Raw genomic sequence first — 15,904 nt, 5'->3', positions numbered from 1 at the left:
CACCCCTCCCTCGGGAGAGAATTCCGGCCAACGGGCCATGGAGGGACACCTCGACCCGGAGTAACTCATAAGTAGTAACGCGATCCAAAAGAAGATCAGGGGAATACACCCGTGCGACGAAGAATCTTCAGCGCGGCCGCCACCACGGTCGTGTTCGGTCTGCTGATACCCGTGGCCGGATGCGGGCTGTCCGACGACGGTGCCGACGCGGACGGCACGCTGCGGCTGGTGGCCGCCGAGTACGGCGACACCCCGGCCACGAGCTCCAAGGCCTTCTGGGACAAGGTGACGGAGGATTTCACCGCCGCCAATCCCGGCATCAAGGTCGAGGTGAAGCTCCTGCCGTGGACCGACATCGACCGCGAGGTCACCCGCATGGTCAAGGCGGGCAAGGCCCCGGACCTGGCCCTCATGGGCGGTTACTCGGACTTCGCGGCGCAGGGCAAGCTCTACTCCGCCGACGAGCTCCTCTCGGTCACCGCCGAGGCGAACTTCCTGCAGCCCCTCGCCGAGGCCGGCTCCGTCGGGAACACCCTGTACGGCCTGCCCTTCGTGGCCAGCAGCCGCCTGCTGTTCTACAACGAGGCGCTCTTCACGAAGGCCGGCGTGGCCGCGCCCAAGACCTGGGCCGACCTCAAGAGCGCCGCGAAGGCGCTCAAGGACAAGGGCGTGAAGTACCCGTTCGCGCTGCCCCTCGGCCCCGAGGAGGCGCACGCGGAGGCGATGATCTGGGAGCTGAGCAACGGCGGCGGCTACGCCGACAGCAGCGGCAACTACAGCCTCGCCTCCGACCAGAACGTCGAGACCTGGCAGTGGGTCAAGGACAACCTGGTCACGCCGGGACTCGTCGGCCCCACTCCGCCCGGGCAGCTCAACCGCGCCGACGCCTTCGCCGCGTTCCTGCGCGGCGAGGTCGGCATGCTGAACGGTTACCCCTCGCTCGCGCACGAGGCGCGGGGCAAGGGCATCACGGTCGGCACCGTCGACATGCCGGTGTCGAACACCCTCGGAGCCGGGGAGAGCACGCCGGCCGTGGGCGTCGCCGACTGGATGATGGCGTTCAAGCAGAACGGCAATCGCGAGGAGATCGGCACGTTCCTGGACTTCGTGTACCAGGACAAGAACCTGATGGACTTCGCGGGCCGCTACCACCTGCTGCCGTCCACGGTCTCCGCCTCGCGCACCCCGGCCGGCGGCGGCCTCGACACGAACGACCAGCTGTTCCTCACCGCACTGCGCGGCGCCCAGCTCTACCCGGTGAACGACCCGTCCTGGGTGAAGGTCAGCGACACCATCAAGCGCAACATCGGGCGGGCCGTGGAGCCGACCGGCGACCCGAAGGCCGTGCTGGAGGACATCGCCGCCCAGGCGAACGAGGCGGTAAAGAAGCACTGAAGGCCCCTGCGGGAAGGGACCTTCGCCCCGTGCCGCCCGCCATCCCGTGCGGCACGATGGCCAGTACGGCACTCGATCCGAGGCCGTCGGCCCAGTCGCCCGCCGAGCACCCACAAGGTGCGCGGGGCGGCCGGCCCCCGCCTCCCCCGGACCCGCCGGGCCCATCCGGCCCCGCCCGGCCCGCTCCTGCGGCCCGCGGCCCGCGTCAGCCCTGCTTGCCGTGGTCGGCGGAGAAGGCGGTGCGGTACTCCTCGCAGCTGGAGTCCCAGCGCAGGGTTCCCGTCAGCGTCCCGTAGCCCGAGCGCGTGACCGACCACTCCACCGTGTACTCACCGGTGTCGCAGGCGATCCGCCTGGCTCCCGCGACCTTCTTGCGGCCGGTCGCCGCGCTGCCCGTCAGCTCCTCGCGGACCTCCCCCGCCACGGCCCGCTTCGCGGTGCGCAGCACGGCGTGCACGACGATCGGGTGCTTGCCCTCCTTGGTGGTGAGCGCCTTCTTGACCAGCGTGGAGTCCGACACCGACCAGGCGAACTCGTACGACGGCTGCCACGCCAGGGTCTTGGGGTCGGCGACCTTGCGCTCCCACTCCGGCGCGCCCGAGGGGCCGGGCTTGGTGACCGTCTTGTACTGGATCCCGGGGTGGAAGCGGAACTGGCCCTCCACCTTGTGCATCTCGTCCTTGGTCCACATGGACTTCATGGACTTCTCCCCGCCGGCGGGGTCCTGGAGGAAGGCCGTCCCCTCGGCGGCGGTGGCGGCCTGGCCGAGGGCGGGGGCGAGGGCCGCGGTGGCTGCGGCGAGGGCGAGAGCGGCGATGCGGGTGCGCTTCATGCCGGGCCCAACGGGCTTCCGCGGCGGGCCGGAACGACGCCGGGCGCGCTTTCACCCGTACGGGAGCCCGCGGCCGGACGGCGCCGTTCCGTCAAGGGGGAGGGTTCAGGCCTGGCCGGTCTCGAAGCGGTCGACCCGGCCGTCGTCGGTGACCGTGAAGCGCCAGGCGGTGCGCATCTCGCCCCAGGTGTCGTTGCGGTAGTCGACGATCAGGGCGCGGCCCCCGTCGGACTCGGAGTCGACGGACATGTGGCCGTTGCAGGAGAAGATCTCCTTCTCCGCCCACTGGGCGAGATCACGGTCCGACCCGTCGTCGGACATGGTCGCCCCGGGCGTGAGGACGGCGCGGAAGGCCTCCTGGTCGCCCGCGTTGACGGCGGTGACGAAGGCGCGGACGGCGGGGTCGGAGAGCTGGCTCGGTTCGATCACGGGGGCCTCCTGGGGTGGCGGGGCGGGCGCGGGGGGGGCGTGCGCGACCCAGGGAACACCGGGCGGCGGGCCGGGCGGCCGACCGTCACCCGTTCGCCGCCGGACGGCGTGTCAGGAGGGGCCTGCCGCTGCCGGACGGCGTGTCAGGAGGCCTTGCCGGCGCCGGGCTCCGTGGCGCCGGCGGCGTTGACGGCGTTCGGGGCGTCGGGGGCGGTGCGGACCGGGAAGCCGGTCGGCCGGCCCTGCCGCTCCAGCCAGCCGAGCACTCCGTCGAGCGCCTCGACGGTCTGCGCGCGGTTGCCGCCGCCGTCGTGGAAGAGGACCGTCGGGCCGTTGCCGATCTCGCGCTTCACGGCCTCGACGATGGCGCCCGCGCCCGGCTTGCCGAAGTCCTTCGTGTCGACGTTCCAGCCGAGCGGACGCATCCCGTGCGCGGCGGCGATGCGCCGGCTGTCGGGGGTGAACGCGCCGCCGGGGGCCCGGTAGTACTCCACCTTCGCGCCGCCCGCGGCCGCTTCGATCAGCTTCTTCGCGTCCAGGATCTGCTGCTCCTGGTACGCGACCGGCTTCTTGTCCATGGCGGTGTCGTGGTTCATGGTGTGGTCGCAGAGGCGGTGGCCCGCGGCGGCGACGCGCTTGACCAGGTCGGGGTGGGCCTCGGCCTGGGGGCCGATCATGCAGAAGGTCGCCTTCACCCCGTGCTCGGCCAGGACGTCGAGCACCTTCGGGGTCCAGCGGGGGTCGGGGCCGTCGTCGATGGTGATGTTGACGGCGTTCGCGCCGCTCTCCGACGCGTGGGCCATGCCCTCGGGTATCCCCTGCGCCGGCTTGCCTCCGGGGCCGGTGCCGGAGCCGCCCGGGCGCGCGGGGTCGTGGTCCCCCGCGATGTCGTGTGCGGGGGCGTGTCCGGGCCCGACGAGCGTCGACACCCCCCACACCGTCGCCGCCACGGCGATCGCGGTGGCCGCGACGGCCGTTCGGGCCCGGGTGCCCTGCTCTGTGATGCGTGCCATGAAGCCCATGGACCGTCCACTCCTCCCCATCGCCTTGCGAGCGTTCCGTGGATCAGGACGAGCGTCTCCGTGGAGGGGTTCCAGCCGATTGCCCCTTAAAGTCCGTGTAAGGGGACGTTGGTCCTTGATCGTCACGAATTCCTGCCCAGGGGAAACCGAGCGAAACGGTGAGATGTCCTACCCGGAACGGAGGGCGTCCGGGTACGCCGAAACGGCCCGGCCCCGGTGGAGGGGTTCTCCACCGGGGCCGGGCCGTGCAACGGCGGCCGGGGCCGCCGCCGTTCACTAGTGGACGGGGGTCGCGGTCGCCTGCGGCGCGGGGGCCGCCTGCTCGTCGTCCGCGTCCGGGGTCGCGGGGCCGCCGCCGCGCAGCGGGACCTCCTTGACGAACCAGGCGGCCGCGAAGCCCAGTACGGCGATGGCCGCGCCGAGCAGGAACGCCGAGTGGGTGCCGGCGGCCACCGCGTGCTGGTAGGCGTCGCGTACGGCCTCGGGCAGCTTGGCCAGGCTCGCGGCGTCCAACTGGGCGGAGCCGGCGGCCGTGGCGGCCTCCGGGCCGAGGCGGTCCCGCATGGTGTCGGTGACCTGGGTGGTGAAGAGGGAGCCCATCAGGGCCACGCCGAACGAGCCGCCGAGGGTGCGGAACAGGGTCGCCGAGGAGGACGCGACGCCCATGTCCTTCATCTCGACGCTGTTCTGCGCGACCAGCATGGTGATCTGCATCAGGAAGCCGAGTCCGGCGCCGAGGACGGCCATGTACACCCCGGACATCAGCCGGGTGGTGTCGGTGTCCATCGTCGCGAGCAGGAAGAGCCCGACGACCATGAGCGCGCCGCCGATGATCGGGAAGATCTTGTACTTGCCGCTGTTGGTGGTGACGCGGCCCGCGATCAGCGAGACGAGCATCATCGAGAGCAGCATCGGCAGGAGCAGCAGGCCGGAGTTGGTGGCGGAGGCGCCCTGCACCGACTGCTGGAACAGCGGGAGGTAGAGCACGCCGCCGAACATCGCGAAGCCGACGAGGAAGCCGATCACCGACATGAGGGTGAAGTTGCGGCTGCGGAAGATGTGCAGCGGCATGACCGGCTCGGCGGCCTTGGTCTCGACGTAGAGGAACGCGGCGGTGGACGCCACGCCCACGGCGATCAGGCCGAGGACCTCGGCGGACCCCCAGGCGTACTCGGTGCCGCCCCAGGTCGTGACGAGGACCGTGGAGGTGATCGCGACGGTCAGGAGCGCCGCGCCGAGATAGTCGATCTTCGGGCGCACCTGTCCGGTCTTCTTCGGGAGGTGCAGCACGGCCGTGACCATCGCGAGGGCGACGGCGCCGAGGGGCAGGTTGATGTAGAAGGACCAGCGCCAGCCCATGTGGTCGGTGATGGTGCCGCCGACCAGCGGGCCGCCGATCATGGCGAGGGCCATCACGCCGGCCATCATGCCCTGGTACTTGCCGCGCTCGCGGGGCGGGATCAGGTCGCCGATGATCGCCATGACGCCGACCATCAGACCGCCGGCGCCGAGGCCCTGGATCGCGCGGAAGCCGATCAGCTGGCCCATGTCCTGGGCCATGCCGCTGAGCACGGAGCCGATCAGGAAGATGACGATCGAGGCGAGGAAGGAACCCTTCCGCCCGTACATGTCGCCGATCTTGCCCCAGATGGGGGTGGAGGCCGCCGTGGCCAGGGTGTAGGCCGTGACCACCCAGGAGAGGTGCTCCAGGCCGCCCAGCTCGCCGACGATCGTCGGCATCGCGGTGCCGATGATCATGTTGTCGAGCATCGCCAGCAACATCGCGATCATGAGCGCCATCAGGACGACCCGCACGCTGCGCGGCTTCACCTCCTTCGAGGTGTCCGCCGTCTTGACTGTCTCGCTCATGTCCACTCCCCTGGCACTTCCTGCACCGCCGGAACTTACTTGCCGCCCGGCTAGTTCACTACACTGGGGGAAGGTAGCCCCGTAACTAGCCGGGCGTCAAGTAAGTATTTTCTTTCGAGGAGAGCAATGACCACCAGTTCCAGCAGCGGTCCGCAGCAGCGCCGTGGCAACACGCGTCAGCGCATCCAGGACGTCGCGCTGGAGCTCTTCGCGGAGCAGGGGTACGAGAAGACGTCGCTGCGCGAGATCGCGGAGCGGCTCGACGTCACGAAGGCGGCGCTGTACTACCACTTCAAGACCAAGGAAGACATCATCATCAGCCTGTTCGAGGACCTGACGCGTCCGATCGACGAGCTGATCGCATGGGCCCAGGAGCAGCCGCACACCCTGGAGACCAAGCGGGAGGTGCTGCGGCGCTACAGCCGGGCCATGGCCGACGGGGCGTCGCTGTACCGCTTCATGCAGGAGAACCAGGCGACGACGCGCGAGCTGAGCATCGGCGAGACGGTGAAGAAGCGGCTGTTCCGGCTGGTGGAGCTGCTGCGCACGGAGGACGGGCCGCTGACGGACCAGGTCCGCTGCGTGAGCGCGCTCTTCACCCTGCACGCCGGGATGATGTTCCTCCAGCACGTGGAGGGCGACCCGGAGGAGACGCGCCAGGCGGCGCTGGAGGTCGCGACGGACCTCATCACGCAGGCCCACCGCGACGCGTAGCGGGCACCCGGCCCCGGCCGCCGGGCGGGGCGGCCCGGCGGGCGGGGCGGCGGGCGGGGCGGGTGCTGGGCCGGCCGGGGCCGAAGCGGGAGCCGAGGGGCCGGGGGCTGAGGGCTGGGGGCCGCTACTTCTCGCTGCGCGGGAAGGTGATCTCCACCCGGCGGTTCTTCTTCTGGCCTTCCTCGGTGCTGTTGTCGGCGACCGGGTAGTCCTCGCTGTACCCGCGCACGTCGTAGACGACGCCGGGGGCGGTCACCGTCTTGGCCAGCTCCGACTGCACGGCGTCGGCCCGCTGCTTGGACAGCACCTGGCCGTGCTCGTAGCTGCCCTGGTCGTCGGTGAACCCGAAGACGCGGATGCGGGTCGCCTTCTGCTGGTTGATCTCGTTGCCGATGGCCTGGATCCGGGCGGCGGCCTGCGCGTTGAAGACCGCGCTGTTCTCGGGGAACAGCACCTCGGACTGGAGCGCCATCATGACGGTCTGGTTGGTCTCCTGCCGCCGCTGCTCCCCGCCGAGGTCCTCGACGACCTCGGCGATGTCCAGCACCTTGACCGGCGCGAGGGTCCCGCCCTGCGGGATCTTCAGCCCGGGGGCGTTGGAGTCGATCGCGACGGGCGCGGACGCGGACGGCTCGGTACCGGGGGGCACGGACGGCTTGACGTCGTCCGCGTGGGCGGCGGTGGCGCCGATCAGGTGGGCTGCTCCGATGACGAGAGCGGAGATCGCCGTGGCTGCTGCTGCGCGATGGCTGGTTTTCATGAGCTCACCCGGAGATTTTGACGGTGGCCGTGGCGAAGGTGGGAAGGCTGAACTCCACCTCGCCCGTGGAAGCGGGCGGCGCGGGGAACTGGGCGAAGAAGGGGATCACCTGTCCGGGGCCGACGCTTGAGATTCCTGTCGTGCACAGGCACCGGGCCTCCGTGTCTCGGAGCACGTAGTAGCGCTTCTTGCCCGCCTTGTCGACCAGGGTCGCGCCCGCCACGGACTCCCCGGTGCCCTTCAGCTCGATGCCGCGCCATGCCGAGGTGCCCGCGAAGGACTCGCTGCCGGTGTTCTTGATCTGCCCGTTGACGGTGAGGAAGCCACCGGGATCCCGTTGCATCGAATTGATCACCAAGGACATGCCGCTGGCCCCTTCCACCGTGGCGAGGATCTTCGCGGGTTCGGAACTCTTCTCCGCACTCGGCGCCGGGGCCGGGCTGCCCGAATCCTTCGACTGCGGTGCCGAGGACTGCTGAGGCGGCTTCTGCTTGCCCTCTCCACCACACCCGGCCAACGTGACGGCGAAGACCACCGCAACCACTGCGGCGGCTCCCCCACGGGCCTTCACCAAGTGCCGAATGCTCATGTACGACGCTTCCTTGTCTCTCGTTCGCTGTCAGTGGATCAGTCGCACGCTGAACAGGCTCCGCGCCAGCGCGCGCAAGGATCCGGGTTTGAGTGGGTCGATCTCCACGCGCTTGCCGTCCTTGCAGTTCAGCCTGACGGGGTCCGGGGCGGGAGGCGGTGTCGGCGTGGAGGTCGGAGACGGTGTGCCACCGCCCGGGGTGGGTGTTGCGCTGGGAGCGGGTGCCGACCCCAGTACGCAGAGGGACTCGATCACGGCGGTCGCGTCCGCCGTGCCGTGCATGCCGTCCGTACCGGGAACCACCGAATTGCCCACGGTCCGCTCCGTCTCCACCGCGACCGTGACACGGGGGATCAGCGCCTGGCACTGAGCCTCCGCACCGTTCCTGGCCGCGAAATCCTCGGCCGCGGCGCAGGCACCGTTACCGGTGAGCAATTTCCCCGTCAGGAACTCCTCCCAGTCCCCGGGCTTCCACGCGACGAGATCGAGACCGGCCAACGCCCCGTCCCTGGTTTCCCTCGCACCCGCGAGTGCGGCCGCGTCGGCCGCACCCTGCGCGTCGCTGCGGGTGACCGAGGCCTGGCCCACCACGAAGAAGGCGAACGCAGCGAAGAGCAGACCCGCCACCACCACGACGTAGATGGGAAAGGCCTGCCCCCGGTCGCCCCTGCACCTTCCGCGCGCGGGCATTAGCCGGCTTTGATGTCCGTCACTGCCTTCTTGATCTTCGTGGTGATCTCCGCGCCGATGCCCGACCCGACGATCGCTCCGATGATCACCACGACCACCAGGATGATGCCCAGGTATTCGAACGCCGTCTGGCCTCGGTCGAGGTTCGCGTGGCGTTGGCGGATTCGGGTGATCGTCGTGTCCGACCAGCTGGTCAGGCGGATCTTCGCACCGACGGTCGCCTTCAGCAGCGAGCTGTGTGACATGGGGGTTCCCTCCCGGGCCGGTACCGCTGTTGGTTTGCGGACGGTACGGCGAGTCACCGGTCGTTACCAAGGGTCCCGGGGCCCAATTACGGACCCACTGCGCACTCTGTCTACCCATGGCCGGTCACTCCTGGACGGGCGGTTCCCAGCCAGCGGGCTATCGCCTCGCTGCGGGTGGTGCTCTGGAGCTTGGCGAAGATGCGGTTGATGTGGTTCTTGACCGTCTTCTCACTGATGAAGCACGCGGCCGCGATCCGCTGGTTGTTCATCCCGGACGCGATCAGGTCCATGATCTCCACCTCCCGGGAACTCAGGCCGAATGCAACGGAGTTGTGGATCCGCTCAGAAGACTGTCCCACAGTTCGTTGCTGTTGCGAAGAGGACCGGAGTTCCGTGACCAACGCGTTGGCCGCCGTCGGCGTGAAGTGGGCGCGGCCCCCGCGGACGTCGCGGACCGCGCGGACCAGGTCGTCGGACGTGAACTCGCCGTGCACCAGATACCCGCCCGCGCCCAGGAGCAGCGCCTCCCGGACCAGGTCCGGCTCCTGGCTGTACGTCAGCATCAGCACCGGCGCCAGCCGGACCAGGTGCGGCAGGGCCGAGATGCCGTCGACCCCCGGCATCCGGACGTCCAGCAGGACCACGTCCGGGGAGTGGCTCCGGGTCAGGACCAGGGCCTCGCGGCCGTCCACCGCCTCCGCGACGACCGTCAGGTCCTCCGTCGTGGCCAGGAGCGCGGCCAGGCCCGCCCGGACGACCGGGTTGTCGTCGGCGATCAGGACGCGGGTCGGGGTCACGGGCGCCCCTCCGGGGTCAGGGCGGCCAGCGGGAGGGTCAGGCGGACCCGGGTGCCGGGGCCGTCCGGGCCCGGGCCGAGCCCGAGGCGGGCTCCGATCGCCGCCGCGCGTTCCGCCATGCCGAGCAGGCCGAAGTGGCCCCCGGCGCGCAGGGCGGCGAGGTCGGACCCGCCGGCCGGCAGGCCGCGGCCGTCGTCGGTGACGGTGAGGGTGAGTTCGGCGCCGCCGGTCGCCAGCTCCACCACCACGCGGGCCGCGTCCGCGTGCCGGCGTACGTTCTCCAGGGCCTCCGCCGCCACGGAGACCAGGTGCCGGGCCACCGGGGACGGGACGGGCGGCGTCACGCCCGTGACCTTCAGTTCGCCCGTCCCCGCCTCCGTCGCGGAGCGCAGCAGTGTGCGGAGCGCCGACACCACCGGCGCCCCCTGCGACCCTGATCCGGCCCCTGCCCCTGCCCTCGGCACGGGCTCCGCCCCCGCCTCCGCGTCCCGGCGCAGGTCCGTCAGGAGCTCCCGGGACTCCGCCGCCGCGCGGCGGGCCGCCTGCGCGAGCAGGTCCGCCTGGCGGCGGACCGCCGCCGGGTCGGAGGTGCGGGCGAGGGCGTCCGCGGTCAGGGCCAGCCCGTACAGGGTCTTGGCCACCGAGTCGTGCATCTCCCGTGCCAGGTGCTCCCGTTCGGCCCGGACCGCCTCGGCGGCCGCCAGCCGGGCGCGGGTCTCGGTCAGGTCCCGGCCGGCCGCGCCGAAGCGGAACAGCAGGTCGCGCAGGCACACCCCCGCCGCGCCCGCCAGGAGGCACAGGGCCGGCAGGACCGGCCCGTGCGCGAGGGCGGCCACGGCGACCCCCTGGACGGCCGCGTAGAGCGCCGAGCCGCGCCAGCCGTAGAGCAGTCCGGCGAGCAGCGGGGTGCAGACGGCGACGAGCCCGAGCGGGGACTCCGGCGTCGCCGTCACCAGCAGCAGCCCGCTGAACGCCATGTCCGGTACGAGGAGCCAGCGGTGCCGGAGCAGCAGCGGGCCGAAGCGCTCCCAGTCGCGGAACAGGGCGTAGGAGAGCACGGAGGTGACCAGCACGGCCGCGCCCACCAGGTACGTCGGCCCGCCGGGCGCGGTCCGGCCCAGCGCCAGCGGCGCGCCCAGCGCGATCATCACCAGCCGGAACGCGAAGACCTGGCGGCACAGTGCCTGGAGGGCGTTGACCTGGAGCGCGAACGACGGCCCGGAGGCGGGCCGCGCCGCCCGCACCGCCCGCACCCCGCGGGTCGCCGCCGCGCACCACCCAGCCCCCGCGCCGTCCGGCGCCGCGCCCGGCGTGACGTCCAGTGCCGCCATGGTTCACCCGCCCCCGAGCAGCGCGCCGAAATCGACGTTCGCCCCGTAGACGAAGCCGCAGACGAGCAGGATCAGCGTGCCGGGGAGCATGAACATCGTGACGGCGAACGTGGCCTTCGGGACGGCCCGCGCCGCGCGCCGGCGGGCGTTCTGGGCGTCCGTACGGCGCATGTCCTCGGCGATCGCGATGAGGGTCTCCACGATCGGGGAGCCCAGCTCCTCGCCCTGCTGCAGGGCGGTGACGAACTGCGCGACCTGCTCGGAGTCGTTGCGCCGGCGCAGTTCGTCGAAGGCCTGGCGGCGGCCGACGCCCATGTCCATCTGCTGGAGGGTGATCCGGATCTCGTCCGCCCACGGGCCCTCGTACTTGTGCGCCACGCGGTCCAGCGCCTGCCGGAAGCCGAGCCCCGCGCTGACCACGACCGCGAGGACGTCCAGGAAGTCCGGCAGGGTGCGCTCGATGTGGTCCCGGCGGACGCGGATGGCCGACCAGAGGCCGGCCTCGATCCAGAACAGGCCGAAGGCGACCATCAGCAGGGCCGCCACCAGCTGCCCGTTGATCAGCATCGAGAAGGCGCCGAGTCCGCCCAGCAGGCCGTACACGGCGCGGCGCGCGGCGTACCGGTCGATGGTGAGGCCGGCCGGATTGCCGGCCATGTCGATCTGGCGGCGCTTGCGCGCCACCCGGTTCGGGCCCATCAGGCGCAGGACCAGCGGCGCCCAGCGGATGCCCATCCGGTCGACCAGCGAGCCGACCGCCGTGGTGCGCGTCGCGCCGACCTCCAGGGCCAGTGCCAGGTCGGTGGGGAGTTTGACGTCGGCGCGGTAGAGCCGGATGCCGTGGAAGGCGCCGAGGACGGACACCGCCACGAGCAGGGCCAGGAGAACAGTGATCACGTCGGCCCCCTCAGACGTCGATCTTGGACAGGCGGCGGATGAGGACGAAGCCGAGGGTGAAGAGGCCGAGCGCGACCAGGACCGCGGTCTGCCCGATGAAGGCCCCCGTCATCCGGTCCAGCGCACCCGGCATCATCATGTCCACCAGCAGCAGCGAGCCGAGCCCGATGGCCGGTACGAGGTACGCGGTCACGGTCACCTGGGAGAGCTGCGTACGGATCTCGCGGCGGGTCTCCTTGCGCTGCTCCAGCGTCACGGTGAGGTTGCGCAGGCTCTCGACGATCGTGCCGCCCGCGCGGGCGGACAGCACCAGCGTGGAGACGAGCACGACCAGTTCCCGGGACGGGAGGCGTTCCGCGAGTTCGCCGAGGGACTCCTCGATGGAGTGGCCGAGGGCGAGCCGGTCGGCGACGCGCCCGAGCTCCTCGCCCGCCGGCGCCTCCAGTTCGTCGGCGGCGATCCCGATGGCCGTGCGCAGGGCCAGGCCCGCCTGGGTGGCGTTGGCCAGGATCCGGGCGAGCTCCGGGAGCTGGTTGATGAACCGCTCGGTGCGGCGGGACCGCTGCCAGGTGAGGAAGGCGTTCGCCGACCAGAGCCCGATCAGGCCGGCCACCGGGCCGAAGAACGGGGCCAGCAGCGCGGCCGCGATCAGCCAGACCCCGCCGACGCCGAGCAGCATGTAGACGAAGAACTCGCCCGGCGTGGTGTCCAGGCCCGTCGTCGCCAGCCGCACCTCGATGCGGCGGCCGAACTTCGTCCGGCGCAGCCGCCGGTCCACCGCGGGGAAGCGGCGGCGCCGGCCCGTCGGCTCCGGGGCGCCGGCCGACGTGAGGCGCTCGACGAGGGCGGCGCGCTGGGCGCGGCCGGCGGCGTACGCGTGCACGCCGAGGATGACGAACAGGCAGGCCAGCAGGGTGGCGCCGAGGGTGAGCAGAACGGTCGGGTTCACAGGGCGGTCCGGGTGATGCGGGCGGTCAGCGGGTCGTCGGACAGGGCGACCCCGAAGGCCTGCGGGATCGGCTGGTTGTTCATGTAGAGGCGGTCCGCGATCCGGCGCGGCAGCGGGTAGTACTCGAAGCGGCCGTGGACGCGCGCGTCGGCCCCCATGGGCTGGGCGACGTAGCGGCAGACCGTGGTGATCCGGAAGGGTTCGCGGCCGTGCGAGTCGAGGATGGCGATCTCCGTGATGCGGCGCGATCCGTCGCCGAAGCGGGTGAGCTGGACGACGACGTTCACGGCGCTGTTGATCTGGTCCTGGAGCGCCTCGAAGGGCACTTCCACCTCGGACATCGACGCGAGGGTCTGCAGGCGCATCAGCGCGTCCTCGGCGCTGTTCGCGTGGACGGTGGCGAGGGAGCCGTCGTGGCCGGTGGACATGGCCTGGAGCATGTCGAGGGTCTCGCCGCCGCGGACCTCGCCGACGATGATGCGGTCGGGGCGCATGCGCAGGGAGTTGCGGACCAGGTCGCGGATGGTGATCTGGCCCTTGCCCTCGACGTTCGCCGGCCTTGATTCGAGCCGGATGACGTGGGCCTGCTGGAGCTGGAGCTCGGCGGAGTCCTCGATGGTGATGACGCGCTCGCCCTCCGGGATCAGCCCGGAGAGGGCGTTGAGGAGGGTGGTCTTGCCGGTGCCGGTGGCGCCCGAGACGATCAGGTTCATCTTCGCCTGGACCAGCCCGGACAGGAGCAGGAGCATCTGCTCGTCGAGGGAGCCGAGGCCGATCATCTCGTGCAGGGTGAAGGCGCGCGGGAAGCGGCGGATGGTGAGGGTGGCGCCGGTCAGGGAGAGCGGCGGGATGATGACGTTGACGCGCTCGCCGCTGGGCAGGCGGGCGTCGACCATCGGATTGGCCTCGTCCACGCGGCGGTTGACGGTGGAGACGATGCGCTCGATGGTCTGCATCAGCTGTTCGTGCGAGGCGAAGCGCAACGGGAGCTGTTCGACGCGGCCGCCCCGCTCGACGAAGATCTGGTCGGGGCCGTTGACCATGATCTCGGAGATGGAGGCGTCCTCCAGCAGCGGTTCGAGCACGCCGAGCCCGAGGGCCTCGTCGACGACGCGCCGGATCAGCTGGGCGCGCTCGACGGTGGAGAGGACCGGTCCCTCGCGGCTGATGATGTGGCCCAGTACGCGCTCCAGGCGCGCCCGGCGCTCGGCCGGCGCGAGCGCCGACATCTCGGCGAGGTCGATCTCCTCCAGCAGCTTGGCGCGGTAGGAGGAGACGAGCCGGCCGTCCTCGCGGGGGCCGTGGCGGTCGTCCGGGGTGTTGACCCGGGAACGCAGGCTCATGGTCAGGGGCCCTTCGGGAGCGTCGGGTCGTCGTTGGGCATGACGGCGGTGGCCCTGGCGTCGGGGACGCCGAGTCCGGGAACCAGCGAGTTGATCTTTATGGTCACCACGGCGGTGACCGCGTCCGTGCCCTTGGTCACCACGACGTCCGGGGCGAGGCTCGCCTTGACGGCCGCCGCACCGGCGGCCGCGCCGCCGCTGCCGTGGCGGGCTTCGACGCGGGCCGCCGTGCGGGCGGCCGTGTCGGCCTGCTCGTGGACGTAGGCGATCCAGCCGAGCTGGATTCCGCAGAGCGCGACGAACAGCAGGATCGGCACGAACCCGATGTACTCGATGGCGACCTGGCCCCGGTCGGAGCGCCGCTGCCGCTTCCGTTCCACCCTGTCACTCCCTTTCCATCGCCGCGCCGGCCTTGCCTTCGATCGAGCCGAAGTCGAGCCCCGGGTAGAAGACGGGGATGCTGAGCGTGACCGTGGCCGTGTAGACGTCACCGGCCGGGCGGCACACCACGCGCGGGTTCCACGCCCCCGAGACGTGCTCCCCCGCCGCCGCCGCGCACGCGGAGTCGCCCGTCACCGCCCCCGCCCGGGCCGCCTCGTCCGCCGCGTTGCCCGCCAGGGAGAACGCGTACCCGATCAGTACGCACTCCCACACCGCCGCCACGAGCAGCAGGATCAGCGGGACCGTGCCGACGAACTCGACGGCCACCTGGCCGCGGTCCCCGCCCCGCGCGCGCGTGCCTCTCCGGGCGGCCACCGGTCAGCCCTCCCGGCCGCGGCGCAGCCGCGCCACCGGCCCCGCCGCGCGGACCGCCAGGGCGCCGCCGGGGGGCTGCGCCGGGTCGTCCGGGACGGAGAGGAGGCCCAGTTCGCCGGCGAGCGTCCACAGGGCCTGCTTGACCGTGGAGCGGTTGTCGAGGTCCTGGACGCGGCCCGCGTCGACCACCGCCTGGAGTTCCTTGAACGCCGCCGGGACCGGGGTCCGGGTGGCGCGGGTCTTGGTGATCTTCTCGATCAGGGCGGGCTGGATCTCGGTGTGCTTGCTCCACCGGTTGACGACCATCGCGGTATCCTCCGCCTTGCGCACCTGGAGCCGCTCCCACATCCGCACCATCCGCTTGGCCGCCCGTACGGCGACCACGTCGGGGGTCGTGACCAGCACGGCGACGTCCGCCATCTCGACGGCGGCGGCGTTCGCGCCCGTCATCTGGGTGCCGCAGTCGACGACGACGAGTTCGTAGCGGCCGCGCAGGGCGGCGAGGACGTGCCGGGCGGCCCGGTCGTCGACCTCCTCGCCCCGTTCGCCGTCCGCGGGGGCCAGCAGCAGGGCCAGGCCGGTGCGGTCGTCGTAGACCGCGTCCTGGAGCACGCGCGGGGAGATGTCCTGGATGCCGGCCAGGTCGGCGATGGAGCGGCGGAACTGCACGTCGAGGTACGAGCCCACGTCCCCGGCCTGCAGGTCCAGGTCGACGAGCGCGGTGCGCCGTCCCGAGGCGGCCGCGGCCAGGGCGAACTGGACGGCGGTGAAGGTGGCGCCGACCCCGCCCTTGGCGCCGGTGACCGTGACCACCCGGCCGCCCGGGCCGGTGAAGGCCTCGGGGCTGCGGCCCAGGTGGCGGCGTACGCCGACGGACCACTGGGCGGCGGCCTGGACGCGGGCGGCGAGTTCCTCGTAGGCGAGCGGCAGCCCGATCAGGCCGCGCGCGCCGGAGTCCATGGCGGCGGAGAAGAGGCCGGGGCCGGCGTCGGAGGAGACCAGGACGACGCCCACCGCGGGGAAGCGCAGGGCGACTTCCCGGATGAGCTCCAGGGCCGGGGCGGGGCCGATCCGCTCGTGGACCAGGACGACTTCGGGGAGCTCGTCGATCGACTCGGAGGCCATCCGGGCCAGCGTGTCGAGCAGCGACGTGGAGTCGGGCACGGGGGCGGCGGGCTCGGCGGCGGGGAGCTGGCTGAGGAGCGTGACGATGGCGCGGGCCGCGTCCGGGTCGCCGACCGCGGGGAGGATTCGGGTGGTCATTGCGCTCTCCTTTCGCCCGGGCC

Annotated in this window: 18 protein-coding genes; 2 read left to right on the top strand and 16 right to left on the bottom strand. The window is 71.9% G+C overall.

The features are described from left to right. Positions 1-111: 111 nt before the first annotated feature. Complete coding sequence (locus ACZ6S8_RS30825; RefSeq protein WP_469460706.1) at positions 112-1,395, top strand: extracellular solute-binding protein; 1,284 nt, start codon at positions 112-114, stop codon at positions 1,393-1,395. Between the two features lie 205 nt (positions 1,396-1,600). Here ACZ6S8_RS30825 and ACZ6S8_RS30820 read toward each other — a convergent pair whose 3' ends face one another. The 4 genes from ACZ6S8_RS30820 to ACZ6S8_RS30805 all read right to left on the bottom strand — a co-directional run bounded on the left by ACZ6S8_RS30820 (position 1,601) and on the right by ACZ6S8_RS30805 (position 5,547). Next, positions 1,601-2,227, bottom strand: coding sequence for a hypothetical protein (locus ACZ6S8_RS30820; RefSeq protein ID WP_469460705.1), 627 nt, complete (start codon positions 2,225-2,227; stop codon positions 1,601-1,603). Positions 2,228-2,332: 105 nt separating this feature from the next. Then, the gene (locus tag ACZ6S8_RS30815; protein WP_469460704.1) at positions 2,333-2,656 is read right to left on the bottom strand and encodes a nuclear transport factor 2 family protein; all 324 of its coding nucleotides are present in this window, start codon (positions 2,654-2,656) and stop codon (positions 2,333-2,335) included. A gap of 143 nt (positions 2,657-2,799) precedes the next feature. Then, a complete protein-coding gene (locus tag ACZ6S8_RS30810; RefSeq protein ID WP_469460703.1) occupies positions 2,800-3,669 on the bottom strand; it encodes a polysaccharide deacetylase family protein in 870 nt (289 codons plus the stop codon). Positions 3,670-3,954: 285 nt separating this feature from the next. Next, positions 3,955-5,547 (bottom strand): MDR family MFS transporter, encoded by a 1,593-nt coding sequence (locus ACZ6S8_RS30805; RefSeq protein WP_469460702.1) that lies wholly within the window; start codon positions 5,545-5,547, stop codon positions 3,955-3,957. 126 nt (positions 5,548-5,673) lie between these two features. Between ACZ6S8_RS30805 and ACZ6S8_RS30800 the strand changes: the two genes are divergently transcribed. Continuing rightward, positions 5,674-6,261: a TetR/AcrR family transcriptional regulator gene (locus ACZ6S8_RS30800; protein WP_469460701.1), complete on the top strand. Its 588-nt coding sequence runs from the start codon at positions 5,674-5,676 to the stop codon at positions 6,259-6,261. Positions 6,262-6,385: 124 nt separating this feature from the next. Here the strand turns inward: ACZ6S8_RS30800 and ACZ6S8_RS30795 are convergent, their stop codons facing one another. From ACZ6S8_RS30795 to ACZ6S8_RS30740, 12 genes are all read right to left on the bottom strand, one after another. Continuing rightward, positions 6,386-7,021, bottom strand: a complete 636-nt coding sequence (locus ACZ6S8_RS30795; protein ID WP_469460700.1) for an OmpA family protein — start codon at positions 7,019-7,021, stop codon at positions 6,386-6,388. A gap of 4 nt (positions 7,022-7,025) precedes the next feature. Continuing rightward, positions 7,026-7,385 carry a hypothetical protein gene (locus tag ACZ6S8_RS30790; RefSeq protein ID WP_469460699.1) on the bottom strand — a complete coding sequence of 120 codons (360 nt, stop codon included), beginning with the start codon at positions 7,383-7,385 and terminating at the stop codon, positions 7,026-7,028. Between the two features lie 255 nt (positions 7,386-7,640). Further along, entirely contained in the window at positions 7,641-8,300 is a 660-nt protein-coding gene (locus ACZ6S8_RS30785) for a pilus assembly protein TadG-related protein (RefSeq protein ID WP_469460698.1), read from the bottom strand. Beyond that, positions 8,300-8,545: a hypothetical protein gene (locus ACZ6S8_RS30780; RefSeq protein WP_469460697.1), complete on the bottom strand. Its 246-nt coding sequence runs from the start codon at positions 8,543-8,545 to the stop codon at positions 8,300-8,302. Before ACZ6S8_RS30780 ends, ACZ6S8_RS30785 begins: the two co-directional genes overlap by 1 nt. 110 nt (positions 8,546-8,655) lie before the next feature. Then, on the bottom strand, positions 8,656-9,342 hold the full coding sequence (locus tag ACZ6S8_RS30775; RefSeq protein ID WP_469460696.1) for a response regulator: 687 nt from the start codon (positions 9,340-9,342) through the stop codon (positions 8,656-8,658). Next, positions 9,339-10,673 carry a sensor histidine kinase gene (locus ACZ6S8_RS30770; protein WP_469460695.1) on the bottom strand — a complete coding sequence of 445 codons (1,335 nt, stop codon included), beginning with the start codon at positions 10,671-10,673 and terminating at the stop codon, positions 9,339-9,341. Before ACZ6S8_RS30770 ends, ACZ6S8_RS30775 begins: the two co-directional genes overlap by 4 nt. A gap of 3 nt (positions 10,674-10,676) precedes the next feature. Continuing rightward, positions 10,677-11,567: a DUF5936 domain-containing protein gene (locus tag ACZ6S8_RS30765; RefSeq protein ID WP_469460736.1), complete on the bottom strand. Its 891-nt coding sequence runs from the start codon at positions 11,565-11,567 to the stop codon at positions 10,677-10,679. Between the two features lie 13 nt (positions 11,568-11,580). Then, complete coding sequence (locus ACZ6S8_RS30760; protein WP_469460694.1) at positions 11,581-12,519, bottom strand: type II secretion system F family protein; 939 nt, start codon at positions 12,517-12,519, stop codon at positions 11,581-11,583. Then, positions 12,516-13,862, bottom strand: a complete 1,347-nt coding sequence (locus ACZ6S8_RS30755) for a CpaF family protein (RefSeq protein ID WP_267718278.1) — start codon at positions 13,860-13,862, stop codon at positions 12,516-12,518. Before ACZ6S8_RS30755 ends, ACZ6S8_RS30760 begins: the two co-directional genes overlap by 4 nt. A 2-nt stretch (positions 13,863-13,864) precedes the next feature. Beyond that, positions 13,865-14,242 (bottom strand): TadE/TadG family type IV pilus assembly protein, encoded by a 378-nt coding sequence (locus ACZ6S8_RS30750; protein ID WP_469460693.1) that lies wholly within the window; start codon positions 14,240-14,242, stop codon positions 13,865-13,867. A 4-nt stretch (positions 14,243-14,246) separates the two neighbouring features. Beyond that, positions 14,247-14,618, bottom strand: coding sequence for a TadE/TadG family type IV pilus assembly protein (locus tag ACZ6S8_RS30745; RefSeq protein ID WP_469460692.1), 372 nt, complete (start codon positions 14,616-14,618; stop codon positions 14,247-14,249). Between the two features lie 3 nt (positions 14,619-14,621). Further along, the gene (locus tag ACZ6S8_RS30740; protein ID WP_469460691.1) at positions 14,622-15,881 is read right to left on the bottom strand and encodes an AAA family ATPase; all 1,260 of its coding nucleotides are present in this window, start codon (positions 15,879-15,881) and stop codon (positions 14,622-14,624) included. Positions 15,882-15,904 lie beyond the last annotated feature (23 nt).

It is taken from the genome of Streptomyces sp. NPDC048461 (assembly GCF_055587105.1).
This window is presented reverse-complemented; position numbering and strand designations above follow the sequence as displayed.